This is a genomic window from Sinorhizobium medicae (assembly GCF_007827695.1).
Classification (GTDB): Bacteria; Pseudomonadota; Alphaproteobacteria; order Rhizobiales; family Rhizobiaceae; genus Sinorhizobium; species Sinorhizobium medicae.
Genome location: NZ_VITA01000019.1, coordinates 27,907 through 48,053 on the forward strand (window position 1 = coordinate 27,907; position 20,147 = coordinate 48,053).

Below are 20,147 nucleotides of genomic sequence, written 5' to 3' on the forward strand. Positions count from 1 at the left end.
CGACAGCACCAGAGGTGTGCCATCCACGACTACACTTCCATCGGTTTTCACCTTCGATTGCCTGGGTCGGCCGGTCACGCAAATTGCGCCGGGCGCAAGCACCTACTTAATCGAGGAGCTGACGATGGCGTTTCCGGCGCGGCTGCCATTGTTGCCACCGAAGGTCGTCGATACGGGCCGCACGTGCCTTATGGACAGATGGAAGCGAGCAGAGCGTCCGCATGACGGCGGAGGCCAAGCGCCGCGGTCGCATCACGACGCTGGATGTTTTTCCAGCGAATAGAAAGGACATAGCCATTGTCGCCGGCCTCCTACTACACCGACCGCGACGATCTCCGCTTCCAGTACACGGTAGTGACGATGCGCGAAATGGCGCATATGATCATCATGTCGATGGGACACGGTTCCACATGCCGGCGCTCGAAGTGGATGTGGTCTGCACATGCGGTTGGGGAGATGCATCCAACGCAGGCTTTGCCGCTGGGATCATAGACGTCCGAATCCGGATGAGACGACCTGGCTGGGCAGCCTCTTCAACGCAACCGGCCTTAGGAGCCAGCGGGTGGTATTGTGCGCCTCGAGAACACCCTCGCATTCCTGGAAGGCGCCCCGGTCAAACGGCCTCAGGCTCCTTAAAGCGGGAAAGGCTATGCGGTTTTCCGTCAGGGTAGCGAGCGTACGGGATCTTGCAGATTTCGTGTTGTTCGCACGATCCAAGCTTCAAATCAGGCTCCCACGACCGACCAGACGAGCCCGGCGACGGCGCAGGCAAGCAGGGTTGCGATGATCGAAGCCTGATACCGGAAAATTGCGATCGCGGCCGCCGCTGTCAGCACCAAAGATGGCAACACCAGTGAGGCCGGATCGGGGACATCGAGTGCAAACCATCCGAGTCGCCAGGTCACCACCTCTGAAAACAGCGTGTGCAGACCGAACCAGACGGCCAGATTGAGGATCACGCCGACGACGGCGGCGGTGATCGCCGACATCGCGCCGGTCAGTGCCACATTGTTGCGAAGGCGCTCGATGAAGGGGGCTCCGAGAAAAATCCAGAGGAAGCAGGGAACGAAGGTCACCCAGGTCGTCAGGATCGCCGCAAGCGTCGCCGCCGTCATCGGGTTCAGCGATCCAGGATCACGAAAGGCCCCCATGAAGCCGACAAACTGGACGACCATGATCAGCGGCCCCGGAGTCGTCTCGGCCATGCCGAGGCCGTCGAGCATCTCGCCGGGCTTCAGCCAGCCGTAGTGCTGGACCGCCTCCTGGGCGACATAGGCAAGGACGGCATAAGCTCCGCCGAAAGTGACGACAGCCATCTGGCTGAAGAACAGGCCGATCTGCGTGAAGACATTGTCGATGCCGAGAAAGGCTGTGAGCAGCATCAGGGGCACGAGCCATATCGCGAAGAACACCGCCGAAATGCGTAGCGACCAGGAAAGATTGGGACGGGCATGGCCCGGCGTTTCCTCTCCTAGGAGCGAATCTTCGTCTCTGAGGATCGCGCCGCTTCCCGCTTTGTGCCCGCCGCCAATTCTAAATAAGGGCGAACCGGAGCGGCCGCCGATATATCCGCAGATGCCGGCTGCCAGAATGATCAGCGGGAAGGGCACGCGGAAGAAGAAAATGCCGATGAAGGCCGCGGCGGCGATGCCGACCATCAGATAGTTCTTGAGAGCCCTGCTGCCGATCCGGAAAACAGCATGCACGACGACGGCGAGCACTGCAGCCTTGAGACCGAAGAACAGCCCCTCAACAATGCTGACATTGCCAAAGGCCGCGTAGATGTAGCTCAAGCCGAGAATGGCAACGAAACCCGGCAGAACGAACAGCGTGCCGGCGACGAGACCGCCTGCGGTGCGGTGAAGGAGCCAACCGATATAGACGGCGAGCTGCTGCGCCTCGGGCCCCGGCAGCAGCATGCAGTAATTCAATGCGTGCAGAAAACGGTGCTCGCCTATCCAGCGTTTTTCATCGACCAGGATGCGGTGCATTACCGCGATCTGTCCGGCTGGGCCACCGAAGCTGAGGGCGGCAATCCTTGCCCAGACCCGGACCGCCTCGCCGAATGGAATGCCGTGACCATAGTCTTGCCGCGCCGTATCGGGCGCGGCACTGTTTGCGATCTCGCTCATCACGAATCCTTCTTCGGAGACGGCCAGTTGTGCGTTTCGTCGGTAGCATCCCGGCACCAGCGATAAAAGGCATCGTAGAGCGCCATGCCCGCCTCGAGCTGCTCGAGGTCGTCGGCATACATGCGTGACAGGCCGAGGGATGCCGCCAGCAACCCCGACGCTTGTGGCGCAAGGTCGAGGCGGGACGTATCCGCGCCGCGAACGATGGTCGCGAGTCGCAGCAGCGGTTCGATCGAAAGGCCGAACTCTTCGACCATTATGTCGAAGGTGCAAAGCTCGCCCCGGTGACTCCAGCGGATCGGCGCATCCACGTCGAAGGGCGTCGCTGCGAAGCGCTCGGCAACTGCCTCGACCTCGGACGGGGCAACGTACAGGAAGACGGCCTGCGGATCGACGAAGCGGCGGATCAGCCAGGGACAGGCGATACGGTCGATCTTCGGCCGCGCCCGGGTCACCCAGACGGTGCGGCCGCTCGCATCGCGTTCCGGTATCGCGGAGACGGGTACGGTCGGATAGCCGGCTTCGGTCCAGGCCGCGAAACCCCCTTCGAGGACGTCGGCGGCAATGCCATGATTGCGAAGCCATGCGGCAACGCCGTAGCTCAGCTTCTTGCCACGATGGCAAACGACGACCGCCGAAGTTCCGCCGAGTTCAGCGGCCCATTCCTGGACCTTGCGGTAGTCGCGACGGATCGAGCCCGGGACTAGGCGCGGATCCTCGTCGAAATCCTCGTCCACACGGACGTCGATGAGCGCGGGGCATTTCGCCGTGCCGATGAGGCGGGCAAGTTTATCGGGAGCGATTTCGAGATGTGACGACATGTGACGCGTCCTCCGTGTGAGCGGTAAAAATGGACGCGATACTTCGGCTGTCGCCTCGTGGGGTGATCGCAACCCCATGCGGGGTGTTTTCCGCTCTTTCTGCGCCGCTGTCAAGCGGCTGGAATGAACCTGCATGATCAGCGCAAAGGCGGGGATCGCCGCCCATTGCCGGCATTTCCAAAGGTTTCAAAAGTTCGGTGAGGGCGGCATGGCGGCCGCGGCTGCGTGACGGCGATCGCCTGGAACATAGCGCTATGCCCAGTTCAAGGTAACCGCTGCCACGACCAGATAACGTGCCGACTTGGCGATCGCCACCAGCAACAGAAACGGCAACAGCGGCTCCTTCATTATGCCCGCCACCACAGTTAAGGGGTCGCCGATAACAGGCACCCAACTAAGGAGCAGCGACCACTTTCCATAACGGCGATACCAGTGCTGCGCACGCTCCAACCCGGCGTCGCGCACCGGAAACCAGCGCCTGTGCCGAAAATGCTCGATGCCCCGGCCCAGTCCCCAATTCATGACCGAACCAAGCACGTTGCCGAGGCTCGCGACCGCGATGAGCAACCCTGGTGAATAGCCCGAGATCAGCAGGCCGGCCAAGGCCGCTTCGGACTGTGCGGGCAGGATCGTCGCTGCGGCAAGTGCGACCAGAAACAGGCCGGCAAAAACGGCAAAATCGAAACTCGTGGAAGGGTCTGACATGCCGCTTACACTTGACCTCTTCCGGGAATGCTCGTGGCTGCTGTTGTCCGTCGGGTGGCAGCCTTTGGACATTATAGGTGTTCTGATTCGGTGAATAGTGTCACGCCGGCTGCCGTTACGACGAACGTGCAAGCCGGCCTGCCTATTAGTGGCTGTGATCGCAAGAACTGCACGTTACGTCAATTCCCACGACGTGTGTCTGCCCCTGACGGGACGGCTCGGCTCACCTGCGTCGCTCTACCGTTTTTGTGCGCTTACCCCTCCCGCCGTCATCCTCGGGCTTGACCCGAGAATCCAGCCACGAACATCGTTTCTGCATGGCGGGCTACGTGTATGTCGTCACGAACCACAAGCGAGGAACGCTCTATATTGGCGTCACGTCGAATCTCGAGCGCCACATCTTCGAGGAGGCGACGATCGATCAGCGACACGTTCTGCGTCAAGCCGTCGACCGGTGCCGTTTACGACCATGTCCCCGAAAAGCGTGCGGATATCGGCGGCGAACTGTTTTCAGCTGCACTTGACGCCGAGGCGGAAGGCGCAGGCGCGGAGCCGGCAATGCTTGCTGCGGCCCTTTCGCATCGCTTCGCAATTAACGCGTACGCGCAAAAGCGCGCACCCCAAGTTTATAGATCACAATGATTCTTCGTCGGATTGATCTGAAATCGCGGGCGCGGTTTTCATAAGGTCGAGCGTGAACGGTCGGAAAATCCGCTCAGTTTTCCTTCCTGCGCCAATCGCGCGATCGGGCCGTGAACGCCGCGGCCAGGACGATTCGCGCGCGTCACCGCCAAGTTTATCATGATAAATTATTGCACTTTTATTATTTATAGTTATAGATAGCACTGCGAACTGAAGCCAAATCGAAAGGATCTTCCCCATGAAGAGGCTGATTCGGAGCGCCATGGTTCTGGCTGCTCTTGCATTTGCAGGGACTGCCGGAGCGCAGACTCCGCCCGACGTCCTCGTCGTCGGCCAGATTGCCGAGCCGCAGTCTCTGGACCCGCATACAGTGACCGCGACGAATGATTTCCGAATTCTGGTCAACGTCTATGACGGCTTGGTCCGGTTCAAAGACGGCACATTGGAAGTCGAGCCGGCGCTTGCCGAAAGCTGGGAAATCTCAGAGGACGGGAAGACTTACACGTTCAAGCTAAGGCAAGGCGTGAAATTCCACGACGGTTCCGATTTCAATGCAGAGGCGGTGAAGTTCAATTTCGATCGCATGTTGAAGAAGGACCATCCGTTCTACGGCACCGGTCCATTTCCGCTTTCCTTCAACTTTTCCTCGGTGGATTCGGTCAATGTCCTCGACGAGCACACGGTCGAGTTCAAGCTGAGCGAAGCATTCGCGCCGTTCCTCTCAAACCTCGCCTATCCCACGGGCCTGATCGTCTCTCCGGCCGCGGTCTCCGAACATGGCAAGGAATATGGCCGCAGCCCATCGGGCACCGGCGCGTTCAAGTTCGTGGAATGGCTGTCGAACCAGCGTGTGGTGGTCGAGCGCAATCCGGACTATTGGGACGGTGCCGCAAAGCTTCAGGCGGTCGTCTTCCGACCGATCACCGACGCCAACACGCGAGTCGCCGAGATGATGGCCGGCGGTATCGACGTCATGGTGGAGGTGCCGCCGGACAATCTCGCAACCTTTAGGCAGGACGCCAATTTCGCCGTTGCAGAGCAGGCAGGGCCGCATGTCTGGTTCGCTATCCTGAATACCAAGGAAGGACCTTTTGCCGATAAGCGCGTGCGCCAGGCTGCAAATTATGCGGTGAACAAGGAAACGCTAGCCAACGACGTGCTGCAGGGGACGGCGACAGTGGCAGCCGGTCCGATCCCTCCGGCCTTCAATTGGGTGGAAAGCTCGGTAAAGCCCTATGCCTATGATCCCGAACAGGCCAAGAGCCTGCTCGCCGAGGCAGGGGTCGAAAATCCGCAAGTGACGTTCTATGTCACGGAGGGAGGTTCCGGCATGCTCGACCCGATTACCATGGGCGCCGCGATCCAGGCCGATCTCCAGGCCGTGGGCTTCAACGTCAAGATCGAGACGTATGAGTGGAATACGTTCCTCGGGCGCGTCAACCCCGGCCTTCAAGGCAAAGCGGATATGGCCGAGATGGCGTGGATGACGAATGATCCAGATACCGTCCCCTATCTGACGTTGCGCACTGACGCGATGCCGGACAAGGGAGGGTTCAACTCCGGCTATTATTCCAATCCGAAGCTCGATGAGCTCCTGGAAAAGGCGCGCAAATCCACGGATCAGGCCGAGCGCGGCAAGCTCTACGGCGAGGTTCAGTCGATCGTTCATGACGACGCGCCGTGGCTTTTCGTCGCTAACTGGAAGCAGAATGCGGTGACAACCGCCGCGGTCAAGGGCTTCGAATTGCAGCCCTCTTTCCTGCTCAATCTCCATGGCGTGACCAAAGAGTAGTTCGCGCAGCGGAATTGCCGTCGGCACGCTCGTTTCTGCTGGTGGCAACAACACGGATCTTCCCGGAAGGTTACCATGCCGTCCTATGTCCTGACGCGGCTGATTGCCGTGGTGCCCGTTCTGTTCGGGCTCTCCATCATCGTTTTCCTGGTGATGACTCTTATTCCCGGCGATGCCGCGACGGCCATTCTCGGCTCGTATGCGACGCCGGAAAATGTGGAGCGCATCAACCGCGACCTCGGGCTCGACAAGCCGTTGGTGCAGCAATACGTCATCTGGATGGGTAACGTGTTGCAGGGCGACTTCGGCCGTTCCTTCGCCTTGAACCGGCCCGTGCTCGACGAGGTACTGGAGCGGTTCCAGGCAACGCTGGTACTCGCCGGCGTATCGCTGGTCCTGTGTTCGCTAATCGGCCTTCTTGCGGGTGTGATCTCCGCGGTGCGCCAGTTCGGCTGGGCCGACCGCATCATCACCTTTTTCGTCCTGGCGGGCATTTCCATGCCGTCCTTCTGGCTCGGCCTTCTGCTGATCTATCTCTTCGCCGTTCATTGGCGCATCCTTCCGGCGTCCGGCATGTACGCGGTCTATGGCGGGGGTGACCTGAAGGACCTTCTGCTCCATCTGGTCCTGCCGGCAACCACCCTTGCCGTGGTTGCCGCGGGCGTTATCGCGCGGCTGACACGTGGAGCGATGCTCGAGGTCCTGCGCCAGGATTATGTGCGCACTGCCCGCGCCAAGGGCCTGCCCGAGCGTAGAGTGATCTACGCTCATGCCTTTCGTGCGGCCCTTGTCAGCGTCATTCCGGCCATAGGCATCCAGGCCGGTTTCGTGCTCGGCGGCGCCGTCTATGTCGAAACGGTGTTCCAGTGGCCCGGCATCGGCGCAATGCTCGCGAAGGCGATTTCGACGCGCGATATCCTGCTGGTGCAGGGCGGCGTGCTCGTCGTTGCGGCCAGTTACGTGCTGTTCAATCTTCTCGCCGATGTCGTTCAGTCCATGCTCGATCCGAGGATTCGTACATGAGCACGCTTGCTGCAGCGCCCGCTCCGCAGGCCGGATCGGCACGGATCACCTCGTGGCGCCTGTTGGTCAACAATCGGTTGGCGACGGCGGGACTCGTGCTCCTTGGAACGATCCTGTTGCTGACGGCCCTCGCGCCAATCCTGCCGCTTCCCGATCCGAATGCCACGGCACCAGCCGACCGGCTGAAACCAGTGCTGACCGCCGGACACCTCCTCGGCACGGATCAGCTCGGCCGGGATATATTGAGCCGCCTGCTTTGGGGCACCCGGGTTTCGGTCGCCGTCGGTTTCGCCGCGACATTCATCGCTGCCGGCATCGGATCGGCGATCGGCATCGTTGCGGGCTATGCCGGTGGGCGCATCGACAACGCGATGATGCGCGGCATCGACATGCTGATGGCCTTCCCCTACATCCTGCTGGCGTTGGCGATCGTCGCCGCCCTCGGGCCGGGGCTGATGAACGCGCTTTATGCGATCGCCCTCGTAAACATCCCGTTCTTTGCCCGCAATGTGCGCGGCGTGACGCTCGGCTACGCCCATCGCGAATTCGTCGACGCGGCACGGCTCTCCGGCAAGGGACATCTGTCGATCATTCTCACCGAAGTTCTGCCGAATGTGATGCCTGTCATCGTCATCACCATGTCGACGACGGCGGGCTGGATGATCCTCGAGACGGCCGGTCTCAGCTTTCTCGGCCTCGGTGCGCAGCCGCCCCAGGCCGATCTCGGCTCCATGCTGGGTGAGGGGCGCGCGCAACTCTTTACTGCGCCGCATGTTTCGATCGTGCCGGGCGTCATGATCTTCCTGATCGTCATCAGCCTGAACGTTCTTGGCGACGGAATTCGCGATGTGCTGGACCCGCGCCTTCGCTCGGGCGCACTCGCGCGCCCGGGGCCGGTCACCGAAGTGGCGCGCGATCGCACGGCGCCGGCAAGCACGGCTGACGATGCCGTCCTCGTAATCGAGAAACTGGAAACAGGGTTTCGGCAGGGAGGGGAGTTCATACCGGCGGTTCGAGGCGTCTCGCTGCACGTGAAGGCGGGCGAATGCCTCGGACTTATCGGCGAGAGCGGCTCGGGCAAAAGCGTCACCGCCTTGTCCGTCATGGGGCTCGTCGCCTCGCCGCCAGGTGTGATCCGCAACGGCGCCGTCTACGTTGGAAACGAGGATGTTCTTTCCATGCCCGAGACCAGGCTGATCGCAAAGCGTGGCAGCCGTGTCGCCTATGTGTTCCAGGACCCGCTCACGACATTGCATCCGATGGTTGCGATCGGGCGGCAGGTGGAGGAATCGATAGCCGCGCATCAGTCGATCAGCGCGGCCGATTGCCGCAAAAAGGCGATTGAACTGCTGGAAAAGGTGGGCATTCCGGACGCGCGGGCGCGGTCGGTCCACTATCCCCACCAGCTCTCCGGCGGACAGCGTCAACGTGTCGGAATTGCGATGGCGCTCGCCAACGATCCGGAAATTATCATAGCGGATGAGCCGACGACTGCGCTGGACGTGACCGTGCAGGCCCGCATTCTGGAGCTCCTGCGCGATCTTCAGCGAGAGCGGGGCATGGCGCTTCTCTTCATCACCCACGATTTCGGGATCGTCTCCGAGTTTTGCGATCGCGTGGCCGTCATGAAGGATGGCGAAATTGTCGAAACGGGGGAAACCCGGCAAGTTCTCGCCGATCCGCAGCATGCCTATACGAAGCGTCTGATCGCCTGCGTGCCCGAGCTCGGGACGGGCGCGCGCTTCCTAGATCGTGTTGCGACGCTTTTTGCCGAAGACAAGAAGGAGGTGGCGTGATGACGGGTGCTGCCATCCAGGTCCGCGACCTTTCCAAGACCTTCGGCGGCGGGCGCAATCTCTTCGGAAAGGCCAGGCATGAGATAGAGGCCGTAAAGGCGGTGTCGCTGCATGTCGCGCGGGGTGAGACGCTTGCCATCGTCGGTGAAAGCGGGTCCGGCAAGAGCACGCTTGCCCGCATGCTCGTCGGCCTGGAGGAGCCCACATCCGGAAGCATGCTGATCGGCGGCCGGGACGCCGGGGCCTTGCGTCGATCCGGTCCACGGGCTTTCGGCAGGACGATCCAGTATGTCTTCCAGGATCCCGTCGCGTCGCTCAACCCGCGCAAGACGATCCGCGAGATCCTCGATACGCCGCTGACGCGCTTGTGCGGTTACGAGGCGCCGCGCCGCCGCGCGCGGATGCAGGAACTGCTTCACGCGGTGCAGATGCCGGAGGATACCCTGTCGCGCTACCCGCATGAATTTTCCGGCGGGCAGGCGCAGCGGATCGCAATCGCACGGGCGCTCGCGACGGAGGCCGAAATCATCGTGCTCGACGAACCGGTCAGCGCGCTCGACGTATCCATCCAGGCGCAGGTCCTGCTTCTGCTGCGCGATCTGAAGAACCGCTTCGGCCTTTCCTATCTGTTCATCAGCCATGATCTGGCGGTGGTCGAGGCGATCTCCGACCGGGTGGCGGTGATGTATTTCGGCGAGGTGGTCGAGACCGCACCCGCAGCCCGCCTTTTTACCGACCCGGAGCACGCCTATACACGACGGCTAGTCGCCAGCGCGCCCCGCATCAGGAAAGAGTGACGGTTCATGACAGTCGTTATCGAAATGAAGAAGGAAACAGGTGGAGACGGCCACCGGCTCTTTGTTCCGGCCGAGCGTACGAAGCGCAGGCCGGAGGCGATTGCCGATCGCATCAAGGATTACATCCGCTCGGAAGGTCTGGCGCCAGGCGATCGCCTGCCGCAGGAGCGGGATCTGATCGACACCTTCAAGGCGGCCAAGGGCACTGTGCGCGAGGCGATGAAAGCCCTCGAGACCCAGGGCCTCGTCTTCACGCGCAGCGGCCCGGGTGGCGGCGCCTTTGTGGCCAAGCCCTCGGCGCGCCATGCCATGGAGCTCCTGTCGACCCATTTCTTCTTCGATCAGCCGAGCATTCGCGACATATACGCGATCCGCAAGGTGCTGGAGCCGGAGGTTGCCGGCGTGTTGGCCGGCAGGATGAGGCGAGAAGAACTGGCCGCGCTCGAAAACACGATCCGCATTTACGATCATCCGCCCGCCGATCTGGAAGAGCAATATCGACAGCGCATCGCCGAACTCGATTTTCATTCGATGCTGGCGCAGCTCTGTCCGAACCCGCTTCTCGGCTTTGTCTGCGGGCTCATGCACAACCTGTTGCGCGAGCTCCCGGCCGCGCGCTCGATCTATGCCGACCCGACACCGCTTTCGCGCGAGAAGGGGCTGTCCTTCCAGTACCGGCTCATGGCCGCCCTGCAGGACGGACGGTCGGACGATGCCCGTGCGATCGCCACCGAGCATATGGCCTTTGCCGAGAGCTACATGCTCGAGCGCGAAGCCGCGACCGGGTGACGCCTGTCGCGGAACCGTCGACGTAGTCGGGCATTGAGTTTTCATCACGACGTCGGGACGGAAGACGTTTTCGCCCGACGTTACATCTCGTACCAACAATGGAGGTTTCGACCCGGTTTATGTGTGGAATTTGTGGAGAAATCAGGTTCGATGGCGGTTCGCCGTCGGTTAAGGCAGTATCGATCATGTCGGACGTCCTGGCGCCGCGCGGACCGGACGGGTCGGGCGTCGTAGTGCGAGGAAATGTCGGGCTGGGACATCGGCGTTTGCGCATCCTCGACCTCTCCGACAAGTCGCAGCAGCCGATGATCGACCCCGAACTCGGCCTATCGCTCGTCTTCAACGGTTGCATCTACAATTTCCGCGAGCTGAGGTCGGAGCTCGAGGAGAAAGGCTACAAGTTCTTTTCCTCCGGCGATACCGAGGTCATCCTGAAGGCATGGCATGCCTGGGGCGAGGAATGCGTCTCCCGGTTCCACGGCATGTTTGCCTTCGTCATTCACGAGCGTGACAGCGGCCGCGTTGTCATGGCGCGCGACCGTTTCGGCATCAAGCCGCTCTATATCGCCGAAGTCGAGGGTGCGCTGCGCTTTGCTTCCTCCTTGCCTGCACTCGTCAAGGCGGGTGGTGTCGACACCTCGATCGATGTGGCGGCGCTCCACAACTACATGACCTTTCACGCGGTGGTGCCGCCCCCCCGTACGATCCTGAACGGCGTCCGCAAGCTTCCTCCGGCGACCCTTCGCGTTTATGAACGCGGCGGCAGCTTCAAGGACCGGCGTTATTGGGATCCGCCCTATCGCCGGCAGGCGGGCGACGCAGCCATAACCCGTGAGGAATGGCAGGAGCGGCTTCTGGATGCGCTGCGCATTGCCGTGAAGCGGCGCATGATCGCGGACGTGCCGGTCGGGGTGCTGCTTTCCGGCGGGGTTGATTCCAGTCTGATCGTCGGACTTCTTGCTGAAGCGGGTCAGCGCGGCCTGATGAGCTTCTCCGTCGGCTTCGAAGAGGCTAACGGCGAAAAGGGCGACGAGTTCGTCTATTCGGACCTGATTGCCGAGCATTTCGGTACGGACCACCGCAAGATCTTCGTTCCGTCCGCCGATTTGATGGGCGCCTTGCCCGGCACCATAACCGCTATGTCTGAGCCTATGGTTTCCTACGACAATGTCGGCTTCTATCTGCTGTCGAAGGAGGTCTCCAAACACGTGAAGGTGGTGCAGTCCGGCCAGGGAGCGGACGAGGTTTTCGGCGGCTATCACTGGTATCCGCCACTGATGAACTCGAACGACGTCGTTGGAGATTACGGCAAGGCGTTTCGCGACCGTTCCCATGCGGTATTGGCCACACAGCTGTCGGACCTGTGGCTTGCCGATCACGATGTGAGCGGCGCGTTGCTCAACGAGCATCTGCTGCGCGACGGCGCCGACACGCCGGTCGATCAGGCGCTCCGGCTCGACAGCAATGTCATGCTCGTCGACGATCCCGTAAAGCGCGTCGACAACATGACGATGGCCTGGGGCCTAGAAGCGCGGGTGCCTTTCCTCGATCACGAGCTGGTCGAGCTCGCCGCGCGTATTCCGCCGGAGGAGAAGCTGCGCGACGGTGGCAAGGGCATCCTCAAGGACGTGGCCCGCAAGATCGTTCCGAGCGAGGTGATCGACCGCAAGAAGGGCTATTTTCCGGTGCCGCAGCTCAAATACATTGCGGGTCCATATCTCGACCTGATCCGCGATACGCTGAACTCGCAGAGGGCGCGTGAGCGGGGCCTCTTCCGCGACACCTATCTCGACCGCCTGTTCGAGCAGCCGTCTGATCACATCACACCGCTGCGCGGCTCCGAGCTGTGGCAGGTGGGACTGCTTGAAATGTGGCTCGAAGCGCAGGGGGTGTAGCATGAAGAAGACGCGAGAGATCGCATCGCCGCGTCAGCGCAGCAAGGGCACCAAAGCCGTCACGCACCGTTTGAACCGGCTGCGCAAGCATGCCCAACCGGGGCGCGAACCGGATGGGCCGCGCGCCTCGGAAGCGACAAAGCAGGACGTCGTTCTGGATTGCGGTTGGGGCAGGCTGCTGTTTGCGCAGACTTTTTCCGACGACGATAAGCTCTTGTCCGAACTGCGCGAGGAGGCGCCTTCCAGCCGCGATATAGCCTTTTATGTTCGGGATCCGCATGTGCTTCTGTCGCGAGCTCCGCAGGAGATTTTCCTCGACCCGTCGCACACTTACAGGCTCGACCTGTGGACCTATCGTGCGAACACGCGCCGCACACGGGGGATCACGATTCGCAGGCTCTCGTCCGAAGCCGACGGCGAAGGCATTAACAGGGTCTATGCGGCCTGCGGCATGGTTCAGATCCGATCTGATTTCTTCTCGTCCGAAAGGGACGAACGGTCGCTGACCTATTTCGTGGCGCAGGACGACGCCAGCGGCGAAATCGTCGGCACGGTCACGGGAATCGACCACCAGAGGCTGTTCAACGATCCGGATCGCGGTGCTTCGCTGTGGTGTCTGGCGGTGCATCCGCAGGCGCGTCAGCCCGGCATCGGCGAGCATCTGGTCCGCAAACTTGCCGAGCATTTTCAAGCACGCGGCCTCTCCTATGTCGACCTGTCCGTCATGCACGACAATACGCTGGCGATCGGGCTCTACGAGAAGTTGAATTTCCGGCGCATGCCGCTTTTCGCCATCAAGCGGAAGAATGCCATCAACGAGAAGTTCTTCGCCATGCCGCATCAATCCTACGATGCGCTCAATCCCTATGCGCGGCTGATCGTGGATGAAGCGACAAGGCGCGGGATCCACGTCGATATTACCGATGCGGAAGGCGGCTTTTTCCGCCTCTCCCATGGCGGCCGCTCGATCCATTGCCGCGAGAGCCTTTCCGAACTGACATCCGGCGTTGCGATGTCGATCTGCGACGACAAGGCGATAACGCGCCGCATGGTTTCCGCGGCGGGACTTGTCGTTCCGGACCAGATGGAGGTGGGCGAGGACCACCAAGCCATTCAGGCCTTTCTCGAAAAGCACGGCAAGCTGGTGATCAAGCCGGCGCGCGGTGAGCAGGGCCGGGGCATCTCTGTGGGCATCACGGCGGCGGACGCGCTGGAGGAGGCGATCGCCTCGGCTCGTCAGGTCTGCGACCGGGTGTTGCTCGAAGCCTGTTTCGAGGGGCAGGACCTGCGCCTCGTCATCATAGACTATACGCTTGTTGCCGCCGCTATTCGTTTGCCGCCACGCATTATCGGCGACGGCCGCAGCAGGATCGCCTCACTTATCGAGAAACAGTCGCGGCGCCGCGAGGCGGCAACCGGTGGAGAGAGCCGGATTCCGCTCGATGCGGAAACGGACCGCTGCCTCGCGGAACAGGGTCTCGATCTCGACACGGTGCTGGATGAGGGCATGGAGATCACCGTGCGCAAGGCTGCCAATCTCCATACCGGCGGCTCGATCCATGACGTGACGGATACAGTGCATCCTGATCTTGTCGATGCCGCCTGCCGTGCAGCGCGCGCTATCAACATCCCGGTCGTCGGCATCGACCTGATGGTGCGCGATCCCGCGCTGGCCGACTACGTCTTCATCGAGGCCAACGAGCGTCCGGGCCTGGCAAATCATGAGCCTCAGCCGACGGCTGCAAGCTTCATCGAACTGCTGTTTCCCGGCAGCCGCACCGCAGTCTGACCGTCGGAACCTGATAGGTGGCGAGGGGCGGTCGCCGTCCGGCTTTACCGCGGCATGTCGCTGTCGATTAGCGCGTCGAGGGGGCCGGTCAGCGCCGTTCTCGGGGGCACGAGCCTCGGTTTCACCAAATGAATCTGGACCGACGCCCGCGGCCCCTCGATCACCTCAAAGGCCCTGGCGATCATTCCCTCGACATCTTGTCTTATCATGATGACGGGGAAGGGGAGGAAGGATGCGAATGGATCGTAGTCGTAGCAGCCGACGACGAGATCCTTGAAATTCTCGAGCGGATGCTCGGCCATGAAACGCAGCAGTCCCTCTAGATTGATCGAGGAATTGACGAAGAACCCGCGCGGAAGTTTCCCCCGCTGTTCGTAAAAGGCATCGAAGGCCTTCCGCGCATTGTCTGCCGCATAACCGGTGGGCCATACGCATTCATCCGGATCGCCCCCGAGCAACTCCTTCTTTGCGGCACGAAAGCCGCGGATGCGCTCGCGGGTGGCATGATCATCACGACCACCGAACAAATAGAGATCCTCGGGCGCGAGCGGCCGGTCGGCAGGGAAGTGGCGGATGATTGCTTCGGTCAGAATACGGCCGCCTTCGAAATTGTCGCTGATGACGGATGGGACCTTCGTCCCCGGCAGATCGATGTTGATGTGCTTCAGCCCTGCCGCTTCGCAGACCTCGTGAACGCCGTCGGGATCCGTCGCGCCGCATATGAACAATTCGTCGATGGAATAGGAGATCAGCGTTTCGGCCGTCCTGCGTTCCTCTTCCGGGTCGCGGCTGGCGCTGACGACAATTGGACACTGACCCTTGCTTCGCACATGCGCTTCGAAGGTCTGGGCAAGCGAAGAAAAATAGCGGTTGTCGTGAACGGGCAGGAGCAGCCCTACCAGGCCGGAACGGGAGCTGCGCAAGCCCCGCGCCTGACGATTTGCAGTGTACTGATGCGTTTCGGCAAGGCTCCGGATGAGCTCTGCGGTGCTTTCCCTTATCCGCCGCTTGCGCCACGTGCCGTTCAGTACCGCACTTACCGTCGAAGGCGAACTCCCGGATAGCACCGAGAGATCATAGATTGTAGCCTTTTTCCTGCCACCGTTCGTCATGCGAGCCTCCTGCGATCCCTTAGTGCCGATTTCGGCTTGACGAAAGACTAAGTCTGCATGATAGTCATTGCACCATCGATTGTGCAAAAAAAAGAGATATCGATTGTGCGATTGTTGGTGCCGTCTGAGGAGGCGGCCGTCAGCGGCGGGGATATTCCTTTCCGTCCAAGAAGATGAAGCTGGAGGCGGCGTGGAAGCGCCGGGAGCGTTCCCTTCGGGAACATGTGGAGGAGAGATATGATCAGGAAAATTCTTGCTGCCGCTCTGGCGGCATCGCTTTCGCTTGCCGGTGCCTATACAGCCGCGGCGCAGGATTCCGGCAAGGTCGGCATCGTCGTCAAGATCGGCGGCATACCGTGGTTCAACGCAATGGAGGCGGGAATCAAGGAGCGGGGCGAAAAACTCGGTGTCGACGCTTTCATGGTCGGGCCGACCAGCGCCGACCCGGCACTGCAGGTTCGCGCGATCGAAGACCTGATCGCCCAGAACGTCAAGGTCATCGGCGTCGTCCCCAACGACGCGAAGGTGCTAGAGCCGGTTCTTACCAAGGCAAAGGAAAAGGGCATTATCGTCATCACCCATGAGTCGCCAAGCCAGAAGGGCGCGGATTGGGACTTCGAACTTGCATCAGCGACCGGCTTCGGCGAGGCGCATGCCAAACTGCTTGCGGAGAAAATGGGCGGCAAGGGCGAGTATGCGGTTTTCGTCGGGTCGCTGACGGTGCCGCTCCACAATGCCTGGGCCGATGCGGCGATCGAATACATCAAGAAAAACCACTCCGAAATGACACTCGTCGGCGATCGCTACGGCGTCGCAGAGGATGCCGACAAGAGCCGGTCGACGGCGCTCGACCTGATCTCCGCTCATCCGAACCTCAAGGGCTTTCTAGCCTTCGGAAGCCAGGGCCCGATCGGCGCCGGCCGCGCTATTGAAGAGCGCCGTAAGACTGGTGAAATCTTCGTCCTCGGGCCCTTCTCGCCCGGGCAGGGCCAGAAGCTCATCAAGGCCGATGCGATTTCCGGCGGCTTTATGTGGAATCCCAAGCAGGCCGGCGAAGTCTTCGTGACGCTCGCCGACAAGCTCATGAAGGGCGAGGAGATCAAGGATGGTGACGAAATCGAAGGTCTCGGCGTGATCCACCCCGACTTCGAAAACCGCAACATCATCGTCGACCAGCTCGTGCCGATCAACAAGGAGACGGTCGCCGACCTCGCCGCAATGGGTCTCTGAACGGACAGAAGTCGGGCGGGGGCCAAGTGGTTCCCGCCCCACCAACGGGTTCTCCCGGCTGCTGGGCCGGCTTCGGCCGGCCTGGCAGATCCCCAGGAAACACCATCGATGGGCCACGGTAGCATGCATCAGTCGGCAAGCGCGGCACGTACGGACCAGCCGCTTCTGTCTCTCCGAAACATCAATATGACCTTCGGCGGCGTCAAGGCGCTTAAGAATGTGACCTTCGAGGTCCGACCAGGCGAGGTGCATTGCCTCGCCGGTGAGAACGGCTCCGGCAAGAGCACGCTGATCAAGGTGATCACGGGCGTCTATCGGCCAGCGGAAGGGGCGATCATCGAATATGACGGTGATGTCTATCCGCATATGTCGCCGGTCACCGCGCAAGAGCGCGGCATTCAGGTCATCTGGCAGGACCTTGCACTTTTCCCGGAAATGAGCGTCGCGGAGAACATAGCGTTCCACGAAGTCCTTGGCCGTCCGCGGCTGGTCGATTACAGCCGCATGCGCCAGATTGCGATCGAAGCGCTGAGCCGGCTCGGCATCACGCTCGATGTGGATCTGCCGCTCAAGGAATATGCGATCGCCCAGCGTCAGATCGTGGCGATCGCCCGAGCGCTCGTCGGTGAGGCGAAAGTTGTCTTCATGGATGAGCCGACGGCGTCGCTGACGCAGTCGGAGACGGATTATCTCCTCGAGATCGTTCGCGGCCTGTCGGCCTCCGGCGTTGCGGTTGTCTTCGTCAGCCATCGTCTGGCGGAGGTTCTTGAGATTTCGAGCCGGATCACCGTTCTGCGCGACGGTGCGCTTGTCGGCGTGTATCCCGCCGACGGCATGACGCAGTCGAAAATCACTGAACTCATGACCGGCAAGACCTTCGATCAGCACGTGCGCGCACGCGCGAAGGACGACCAGCCGGTCGTGCTCGACGTTCGCGGTCTTGGCAGTCCGGGCCAGTTCGAAGATGTTTCACTGACCGTCCGCCGTGGTGAGACGGTGGGGATAACCGGTCTCCTGGGGGCCGGGCGGAGCGAATTGGCGCTCGCGCTTTTCGGCATGCTGAAGCCTACATCTGGGACGTTCAGCATCGATGGCCGGGAGGCTCGCTTCGCTTCGAACCGCGATGCGATCAAGGCCGGCGTCGCCTATCTGTCGGAGGACCGATTATCGCTCGGGCTCATTCAGCCGCAGTCGATCGCCGACAATCTCGTGATCGCATCGCTTCACAAGATTCTCTCCGGCGGCCTTCTCTCCGATGACCGTAAACGCAGCCTCGTCGCCCGCTGGATCGCCGATCTCGGCGTCAAGATCGGCCATCAGGCCGACGCGATATCGACGCTTTCCGGCGGCAACCAGCAGCGGGTGGCGATCGCCAAATGGCTGGCCACCGATCCCAAGCTTTTGATCCTCGACTCCCCCACGGTCGGGGTCGATGTCGGGGCGCGTGCCGGTATCTTCGACATCGTCGCCAAGCTCGCTGAGAGCGGGCTTGCGATTATTCTGATCTCGGACGAAGTGCCGGAAGTCTACTTCAATGCCGACCGGGTGCTGCACATGGCCCAGGGCCGCATCGTCGGCATCTATGATCCCCACCAGACGCGGTTGGAAGAGATAGAGGCGGCCGTCTATGCATAGCCTGATCCGCACGCATGCCACCGAAATTTCGCTGTTGGGGGTGATCGTCGTCATCAGTGCCGTACTGTCTTTCGCGACCGCGAATTTCTTCTCGCTCGGCAACGCCTTCGATCTCCTGAATATCAGCTCCGTCAACATCATTTTCGCAGTCGGTCTGCTCGTGGTGCTGATCGCAGGCGGGATCGACATCTCCTTTGCAGTTGCCGCTTCCGTCGTCCAATACGGCACGGCGATCGCGCTGGGTTGGATCGGCGGCGGCGGTTGGCTCTCCGGCTTTGTGATAGCCGCTTCGCTGGGTGTGCTGCTTGGCTGCGTCAACGCTCTCCTGATACACCGCTTCCGGATCATTTCGATCGTCGCCACGATCGCCACCTTCAACATCTATTTCGGGTTGCTGATGTTCTTTACGCGCGGCGTGTCGATCTACGACTTGCCCGATTGGCTGACCGATCGCGTGATACTCTTCGAGCGCGAAATGCCCGACGGGACCTGGATCGAAATCACGCTTCCGGTTCTCGTGATGATCATCTGCGTCGTCGCGACATGGACCCTGATCACGCGCACCACGATCGGCCGCCAGCTCTTTGCTTTCGGCGACAATCCGGAAGGCGCCCGGCGCTTCGGCATCAACATCGGCGCCATGCAATTCATTGCATTCGGCTGGTTAGGCCTGATGGCGGGCATCGGTGGTCTCGTCCAGGCGCATTATGCGCAGGAAGTCGTGCCGAACGCGCTTTATGGCCGCGAGCTCGACGTGCTTGCAGCAGTCGTGCTTGGCGGCGCGCGCCTCGGCGGCGGCAAGGGCACCGTGCTCGGCTGCGTACTCGGTGTACTCTTGATCTCGATCACCCAGAACGGTCTCAACCTGATGGGTGTGTCGCCCTTCGCCTTCAAGATGATTATCGGCGCCATCATCCTGATCGCCATCACGCTGTCGAACACACGGCTCGAGCGCCTGCTGCCTTTTGCCGGTTGGAAGGGGACGCGACGATGACCGCTGTTTTCGAAAGGATCAAGGCCACGCTTGGACCGGAAATGGCAGGCCCGGGACTTGCCTTCGTCGCTGTCTTCGTCGTTTTTGGATTTGCCTCTCCGCAATTCCTGAGCTCCGCGACCTTCGGCTCCGTCGCCTTCCAACTGCCGGAGCTCGGCCTCCTGACACTTGCCATGCTGCTGCCGATCCTGACCGGCGGCCTCAATCTCGCAATTACATTTACGGCCAATCTGGCCGGTCTGACCCTTGCCTGGGTCCTGAAGGCGAACGGCGGCGTCGACGCCGGCTTCGGCATCTTTCTCGTCGGCTCACTTCTTGCCGTGATGGTCGGTGCAGCAAGCGGCGTCGTCATGGGCCTGGTGATAGCCTTCACGCGCGCGCATCCGATCCTCGTCTCCCTGTCGATGATGATTTTCCTGCGCGGACTTGGCGAATTCCTGACGCGGGGCGGCGACATCTCCGGGTTCCCGTCTTTCGTGGGAGTGATCGGTCATGGCTCGGTCGCCGGAATCCCCGTGCCGCTCATCGTCTTTATCGTTTGCGTGCTCGCCTGGCACCTGCTTCTGGGCCGCACCAAGCTCGGCTTCAACACCTATATGATCGGCTCGAATCTCGAGGCGACGCGCTATTCGGGTATCAATACGCGCAAGGAAATCGTGCTCGTCTACACCCTCTCCGGCATAATGTGCGCGATCGCCGGCATCATCATGCTGGCGCGGTTCAATTCAGTTCGCGTCGGCCATGGCGAGTCCTATCTGCTGATCACCGTGCTTGCGTGCTTTCTCGGCGGCGTCAATCCGTTCGGCGGATTCGGCCGGGTCATCCCCGTCTTCGTGGCGCTGGTGGTGCTGCAGCTTCTCTCGTCAGGGCTCAATCTCATCGGAGCCAACCAGCATCTCGCGACTGCCGTGTGGGGGATACTTCTTGTCGGCGTGATGATCCTGCGTTGGGTCGCTTCCAAGATCAAATTTTCAATTGTCAGAAGAGGATCATGA

General features: G+C 61.4%; 16 protein-coding genes and 1 pseudogene. 13 read left to right on the forward strand and 4 right to left on the reverse strand.

The window, feature by feature from the left end; genetic code table 11:
• Positions 1 to 297: 297 nt before the first annotated feature.
• Positions 298 to 492 carry a hypothetical protein gene (locus tag FB009_RS32850; protein WP_153321335.1) on the forward strand — a complete coding sequence of 65 codons (195 nt, stop codon included), beginning with the start codon at positions 298 to 300 and terminating at the stop codon, positions 490 to 492.
• A 233-nt stretch (positions 493 to 725) separates the two neighbouring features.
• Here the strand turns inward: FB009_RS32850 and chrA are convergent, their stop codons facing one another.
• The 3 genes from chrA to FB009_RS25755 all read right to left on the reverse strand — a co-directional run bounded on the left by chrA (position 726) and on the right by FB009_RS25755 (position 3,658).
• Complete coding sequence (chrA, locus tag FB009_RS25745) at positions 726 to 2,132, reverse strand: chromate efflux transporter (protein WP_101804878.1); 1,407 nt, start codon at positions 2,130 to 2,132, stop codon at positions 726 to 728.
• Positions 2,132 to 2,953 carry a chromate resistance protein ChrB domain-containing protein gene (locus FB009_RS25750; RefSeq protein ID WP_101804879.1) on the reverse strand — a complete coding sequence of 274 codons (822 nt, stop codon included), beginning with the start codon at positions 2,951 to 2,953 and terminating at the stop codon, positions 2,132 to 2,134. Before FB009_RS25750 ends, chrA begins: the two co-directional genes overlap by 1 nt.
• A 252-nt stretch (positions 2,954 to 3,205) precedes the next feature.
• Positions 3,206 to 3,658, reverse strand: coding sequence for a YqaA family protein (locus FB009_RS25755; protein ID WP_162304069.1), 453 nt, complete (start codon positions 3,656 to 3,658; stop codon positions 3,206 to 3,208).
• A 317-nt stretch (positions 3,659 to 3,975) separates the two neighbouring features.
• Here FB009_RS25755 and FB009_RS33335 point away from each other — a divergent pair.
• The 8 genes and pseudogenes from FB009_RS33335 to ngg form a co-directional block, all read left to right on the forward strand.
• Positions 3,976 to 4,065, forward strand: a pseudogene (locus tag FB009_RS33335) (GIY-YIG nuclease family protein); the annotation flags it as partial.
• A 473-nt stretch (positions 4,066 to 4,538) separates the two neighbouring features.
• Positions 4,539 to 6,092 carry an ABC transporter substrate-binding protein gene (locus FB009_RS25770; protein WP_101804536.1) on the forward strand — a complete coding sequence of 518 codons (1,554 nt, stop codon included), beginning with the start codon at positions 4,539 to 4,541 and terminating at the stop codon, positions 6,090 to 6,092.
• A 75-nt stretch (positions 6,093 to 6,167) separates the two neighbouring features.
• Positions 6,168 to 7,115, forward strand: a complete 948-nt coding sequence (locus FB009_RS25775; protein WP_101804535.1) for an ABC transporter permease — start codon at positions 6,168 to 6,170, stop codon at positions 7,113 to 7,115.
• Complete coding sequence (locus tag FB009_RS25780; RefSeq protein WP_101804534.1) at positions 7,112 to 8,911, forward strand: dipeptide/oligopeptide/nickel ABC transporter permease/ATP-binding protein; 1,800 nt, start codon at positions 7,112 to 7,114, stop codon at positions 8,909 to 8,911. The genes FB009_RS25775 and FB009_RS25780 overlap by 4 nt, the downstream gene beginning before the upstream one ends.
• Complete coding sequence (locus FB009_RS25785; RefSeq protein ID WP_011969280.1) at positions 8,911 to 9,708, forward strand: ATP-binding cassette domain-containing protein; 798 nt, start codon at positions 8,911 to 8,913, stop codon at positions 9,706 to 9,708. Before FB009_RS25780 ends, FB009_RS25785 begins: the two co-directional genes overlap by 1 nt.
• Before the next feature lie 6 nt (positions 9,709 to 9,714).
• The gene (locus FB009_RS25790) at positions 9,715 to 10,497 is read left to right on the forward strand and encodes a FadR/GntR family transcriptional regulator (protein ID WP_101804533.1); all 783 of its coding nucleotides are present in this window, start codon (positions 9,715 to 9,717) and stop codon (positions 10,495 to 10,497) included.
• A gap of 119 nt (positions 10,498 to 10,616) precedes the next feature.
• Positions 10,617 to 12,392, forward strand: coding sequence for an N-acetylglutaminylglutamine amidotransferase (locus tag FB009_RS25795; protein ID WP_011969278.1), 1,776 nt, complete (start codon positions 10,617 to 10,619; stop codon positions 12,390 to 12,392).
• Between the two features lies 1 nt (position 12,393).
• Positions 12,394 to 14,181, forward strand: coding sequence for an N-acetylglutaminylglutamine synthetase (gene ngg, locus FB009_RS25800; RefSeq protein ID WP_018011378.1), 1,788 nt, complete (start codon positions 12,394 to 12,396; stop codon positions 14,179 to 14,181).
• 44 nt (positions 14,182 to 14,225) lie between these two features.
• On the opposite strand, the gene FB009_RS25805 is transcribed toward ngg, so the two are convergent.
• Positions 14,226 to 15,293 (reverse strand): LacI family DNA-binding transcriptional regulator, encoded by a 1,068-nt coding sequence (locus FB009_RS25805; RefSeq protein ID WP_101804544.1) that lies wholly within the window; start codon positions 15,291 to 15,293, stop codon positions 14,226 to 14,228.
• A gap of 237 nt (positions 15,294 to 15,530) precedes the next feature.
• Between FB009_RS25805 and FB009_RS25810 the strand changes: the two genes are divergently transcribed.
• The 4 genes from FB009_RS25810 to FB009_RS25825 all read left to right on the forward strand — a co-directional run bounded on the left by FB009_RS25810 (position 15,531) and on the right by FB009_RS25825 (position 20,147).
• A complete protein-coding gene (locus FB009_RS25810) occupies positions 15,531 to 16,523 on the forward strand; it encodes an autoinducer 2 ABC transporter substrate-binding protein (protein WP_011969275.1) in 993 nt (330 codons plus the stop codon).
• Positions 16,524 to 16,631: 108 nt separating this feature from the next.
• The gene (locus tag FB009_RS25815) at positions 16,632 to 18,158 is read left to right on the forward strand and encodes a sugar ABC transporter ATP-binding protein (RefSeq protein WP_101804532.1); all 1,527 of its coding nucleotides are present in this window, start codon (positions 16,632 to 16,634) and stop codon (positions 18,156 to 18,158) included.
• Positions 18,151 to 19,152, forward strand: a complete 1,002-nt coding sequence (locus FB009_RS25820) for an ABC transporter permease (RefSeq protein WP_028053707.1) — start codon at positions 18,151 to 18,153, stop codon at positions 19,150 to 19,152. The genes FB009_RS25815 and FB009_RS25820 overlap by 8 nt, the downstream gene beginning before the upstream one ends.
• Positions 19,149 to 20,147, forward strand: a complete 999-nt coding sequence (locus FB009_RS25825; protein ID WP_101804531.1) for an ABC transporter permease — start codon at positions 19,149 to 19,151, stop codon at positions 20,145 to 20,147. Before FB009_RS25820 ends, FB009_RS25825 begins: the two co-directional genes overlap by 4 nt.